Consider the following 3586-nt stretch of genomic DNA (forward strand, 5'->3'; position numbering starts at 1 on the left):
CAGCACGCGCAGCGCCTCGTCCGTGCGACGGCCGCGCTCGGCGAACGGCGCCCCGGCCGCACGCCATCCGACGTCACCGTGCGCCGGGTTGCCGGTGCCGACGCCGAGGATCAGCCGGTTGCCGGAAACGTACTGCAAAGTGGCGATCTGCTTGGCGGCCCAGGCGGCCGGGCGCAACGCCAGCAGCAAGACGCTGTAGCCGATGCGGATGCGGTCGGTCACGGCTGCGGCGGTCGCCAGCACCACGGTGCTGTCCAGAATCGGCGCGCTTGCCACGAGATGGTCGGTGGACCACACCGAGTCGAGGCCGATCTGTTCGGCGAAACGGGCGCTCGCCCGCACGTCGCCCAGGATGGGACGGGCGGGGTCGGGCGTCGAGGTGGGCAGGATGGTGCCGATTTCCAAGGTCATGGTCTCGACGCTACGAAGCGGCGGTGGCCACGCCAATGTTCCCTTCGCTCATCTCGATGTCGCGGACGCTCACGTCGATCGTGCTGTTCGGCAATAGGTTTCGTTACCGATGGCCGCAGTCGCCGACTGATCAGCTCGCCGCCGCGCCGCCGCCGATCCCGAGGTAGACCACCATCAGCACGAACAGGAACCAGCCCGCGCCCTGCCAGATCGGCCAGGCCCGGCCGCGGCGCCATTGGAGGTAGGTTTCGACGAAGGCACCGATCCCGCCGATCAGCAAGACGGCCGACGGCCCGATCACCACGGCGGCCTCCGCGGTGGTGTCGCACAGCAGCGTGTCCGCGTCCGCGCACTCGCTCTGCGCGGCCCACAGCAGGATGAGCAGCAAGACCAGCGTGGCCGTGGCGAGGACCGAGACGACATAGCTCGCGGCGCGGCGGAACATCCGCGGATCGCGCCACCGTTTCTCGACATCGTCGACCATCAGCACCTCTGGGACCTCTGGGACCTCTGGGCATCGGGCTCCCCTCGTCGTGATTGCCGAGCGGTGACGCCTCAAACGTCGCCGCGGATGCTCTGTTGCCCGTCGTCGCCAGGGCAATCATGCGGCGAATTCCGGTCCGGTCAATGCGGCGAGGGGTCCGCGCGCCCGCGGTGTGTCGCGGGGAATACACCACCGTCATGCGTTCTAATCGATCTTGTCACGAGTTTGCCGCTCAGCAGCTCCGCTCTTTCCCCTCGAATTTGTCTCCGGCATCACCTTCGGCATGCGAAAAAGGAGTGCGAACGTGAGCATGATTCTCGCCGCGCTACACGACACCGTGCTGGCGCAGTTCGAAAATCCGACTCCGGAAGAGCCGCCGATGGCGGACAAACTGATGCAGCTGGGCCGCTACTTCACCTGGCTGGTCCAGCTCTCCGGCATCACGGCGATCACGTACGGCGGTGGCAGGTTCGCGTGGGAGAAGTGGAACGGCGGCACCCTCCAGTCGCCCAAGATGATCGCCAGCGCGATGGCGGGTGGTGCGGTCGCGACGAGCGCGGGCACGATCATGAACGCCATCATCGGCTGAACCGCGGCCCTGACTCGTGACCACCGGCTCGACGGGTTTCGTCGGGCCGGTTCTTTGTGTGAAGGTGGACTCCGGCCCGGCACGGGCCTGACTCCGAATTGCCCGTCCGATCACTCGAGTGGTGCGGCGTGGCGGATCTCCTCCGCCACCGAGCCACCCGCGACATCGGCCGCGACGCCGAGTTCCTCCTCGTAGGTGCGATCGACGCGCACCTCGTCGCTGTCGCATGTGATGTCCCTGAGTTTCCCCGTCTGGCCGGCTCGCGGCTCCCGGTCCGGGTCGATATCGGGCTCCTCCTCGGCCAGCCGTTCTCCGATCGGTCGTGGATGGGCTTCCTCCCAGTGCGTCATGCCGTACCGGGTGGCTCCCGACCAGTGTTCGGGCGGGTCCATCCCGGCCTCGAGCGGATCGGAACGCAGCCGGTCCTCGTCCAGGTCCTCGGCGCTGCTGAGGGCGGCCGGATCGGATTCAGCAGAGTCGGGCGCGCCCGTGTCGTGTGGCGGGTCGTAGGTGTCTTTCGGTTCGGTCATTGCCGACTCCTCTCCTGCATCGAGCGACTTCCCCTCACCGCCGACGCCAAACACCGCAGCTGAGCTGCCGTGATCTGGTCGCCGCGCCCGGCGGGTGGGATTCGCCACAAAGACACCGCGACGATCGGCGCCGAAAGCGGGTATGCGACTCCCCGACGCAAGCCGACCGAAGGAGGATGTCATGTCCGTTTCGGCCTCGCGCCCGCCGTACCGCGCTGGTCGACGTCGTGATCGCGGCGATTCCGATGCGGAGGGTTCTATTCGTCTGACCGTCGCGGCATGGGTGTTGATGGTGTGCGTGCTGAGTGTCGTTCTGGTTCTGCTGTGAGCACGGATGCTCTGACCCAAGGCAGGCGGACCGTCTGCGGGAATGCCTGAGAATCGCGCCAGGAGCGTCTGACCGAGTACGAGAGCGCGGCGCCGGGCATCGCCTCGAGCAGGCGATGCCGGCGCCGCGGTGTCGAAGGGGATCTGGCTCAGCGTGGCTTGCTGATCATGTCCTTGGCGCGATCCATCATCGCCGCGAATGGGCCGACGAGAGCGTTGGCCGCGGCCGACTCGACGCCGGGATGGGGGCGGGTGGGCGCCATGGCTTCGGCGAGTTCGACCGTGCTGCGCATCCGCTTCAGGGAGTCGGGGTCCATTTCTTGGCGCAGACGGTTGAACTCCTCGTTCTCCTCGTGTTCCGCGTGCGCCAGCACGGCCCTGCGCAAGCCGTCCAGCTTGACCTCGAACTCGACCGAACCGATGTCGAGCTCTTCGAGATCCGCCAGCTGCTTCTTCGCCTTGTTCTCCTCGTCGAGGCGCGCCTCGACGATGCCAGCGCCGTCACCGATCTCCCGGCGTGCGCGCGGGTGGATGATCTCTTCCTCGGCGGTCTCGTGCACCGCCAGGAGCCGTCGCAGCTCGAAGAACTTCTTCTCGCGTTCCTTGACATCGGATGCCTGGGCGGTTTCGACGAACAGTTGCCGGATCCGTCCGTGCTGCTCGACGAGGAAGTCGACGGCGTCCGAGGTCGAATTGATCGTTGCAGGCGACATGCTTGTTCTCCTTCCAGGATGGCCGCTTCATCTCGCCGCCGACGAGGTATGGAGCCAGCGGCGACCGATGCGATACAGGCTCCTTCGCACAGCGCATTCCCGCGCTGGGGCCTACGAAACCGGCGTCTCGGCCGTGGTGTCGCGCCGGTCTCACGGCTCCGCCGGGTGACAGATTGGTCCAGATGACCATCAATGGGCCGTGACACGATTGATGACTGATTCTCAGCAGTTACACGGGGACCTCTCGCGAAGCGCACGGATTGGGCCGGTGTCCTGAAGGGGCGCGCCGATCGGCGGCACATCCACAGCCCGAGGAGAGCCATGCATTCCGCCACCACCCCGAGCATGCCGCGGATCCGGATGCTCGGGCCCGGCACGGCGCGCGGCGGTTCGCTGAGTCGCCGCGGAGCTCGATCGATCAACGCGGATGCGGTGGCCGTCGAGACGGACCCGGTGACCGGGGCGACGGCGTTCGTGGTCGCCGACGGTATCGGCGATCATCTCCTGTCCGCGAAGGCGGCGCGCACGGCGG

The 3586-nt window shown here is 67.2% G+C and carries 6 protein-coding genes and 1 pseudogene; 3 read left to right on the forward strand and 4 right to left on the reverse strand.

The window, feature by feature from the left end; all coding sequences use genetic code 11:
• Together NA4_RS37560 and NA4_RS37565 are read right to left on the reverse strand one after the other, a co-directional pair.
• Nucleotides 1–411: LLM class flavin-dependent oxidoreductase (locus NA4_RS37560; protein ID WP_157129557.1), on the reverse strand; the 411-nt coding region annotated here is incomplete at its 3' end.
• A gap of 130 nt (nt 412–541) precedes the next feature.
• Nucleotides 542–895 carry a hypothetical protein gene (locus NA4_RS37565; protein ID WP_067480885.1) on the reverse strand — a complete coding sequence of 118 codons (354 nt, stop codon included), beginning with the start codon at nt 893–895 and terminating at the stop codon, nt 542–544.
• A gap of 310 nt (nt 896–1205) precedes the next feature.
• Here NA4_RS37565 and NA4_RS37570 point away from each other — a divergent pair, with 310 nt between their 5' ends.
• Nucleotides 1206–1484, forward strand: a complete 279-nt coding sequence (locus NA4_RS37570) for a hypothetical protein (protein WP_067480875.1) — start codon at nt 1206–1208, stop codon at nt 1482–1484.
• Nucleotides 1485–1594: 110 nt separating this feature from the next.
• On the opposite strand, the gene NA4_RS37575 is transcribed toward NA4_RS37570, so the two are convergent.
• Nucleotides 1595–2014, reverse strand: coding sequence for a hypothetical protein (locus tag NA4_RS37575; protein WP_067480878.1), 420 nt, complete (start codon nt 2012–2014; stop codon nt 1595–1597).
• 181 nt (nt 2015–2195) lie between these two features.
• Here NA4_RS37575 and NA4_RS41100 point away from each other — a divergent pair, with 181 nt between their 5' ends.
• Nucleotides 2196–2342, forward strand: a complete 147-nt coding sequence (locus NA4_RS41100; protein WP_157129558.1) for a hypothetical protein — start codon at nt 2196–2198, stop codon at nt 2340–2342.
• A gap of 148 nt (nt 2343–2490) precedes the next feature.
• Here NA4_RS41100 and NA4_RS37580 read toward each other — a convergent pair whose 3' ends face one another.
• The gene (locus NA4_RS37580; RefSeq protein WP_067480881.1) at nt 2491–3054 is read right to left on the reverse strand and encodes a hemerythrin domain-containing protein; all 564 of its coding nucleotides are present in this window, start codon (nt 3052–3054) and stop codon (nt 2491–2493) included.
• A gap of 321 nt (nt 3055–3375) precedes the next feature.
• On the opposite strand from NA4_RS37580, the pseudogene NA4_RS37585 reads away from it, so the two are divergent.
• A pseudogene (locus NA4_RS37585) lies at nt 3376–3586 on the forward strand (hypothetical protein); the annotation flags it as partial.

Origin of the sequence: Nocardia amamiensis NBRC 102102 (assembly GCF_001612745.1) — a bacterium.
Taxonomy (GTDB): Bacteria; Actinomycetota; Actinomycetes; order Mycobacteriales; family Mycobacteriaceae; genus Nocardia; species Nocardia amamiensis.

What these genes read in the sequence shown, in the direction of transcription:
- NA4_RS37565 (WP_067480885.1), bottom strand. Translation starts at nt 895, where the DNA reads ATGGTCGACGATGTCGAGAAACGGTGGCGCGATCCGCGGATGTTCCGC.
- NA4_RS37570 (WP_067480875.1), top strand. Translation starts at nt 1,206, where the DNA reads ATGATTCTCGCCGCGCTACACGACACCGTGCTGGCGCAGTTCGAAAAT.
- NA4_RS41100 (WP_157129558.1), top strand. Translation starts at nt 2,196, where the DNA reads ATGTCCGTTTCGGCCTCGCGCCCGCCGTACCGCGCTGGTCGACGTCGT.
- NA4_RS37580 (WP_067480881.1), bottom strand. Translation starts at nt 3,054, where the DNA reads ATGTCGCCTGCAACGATCAATTCGACCTCGGACGCCGTCGACTTCCTC.
- NA4_RS37575 (WP_067480878.1), bottom strand. Translation starts at nt 2,014, where the DNA reads ATGACCGAACCGAAAGACACCTACGACCCGCCACACGACACGGGCGCG.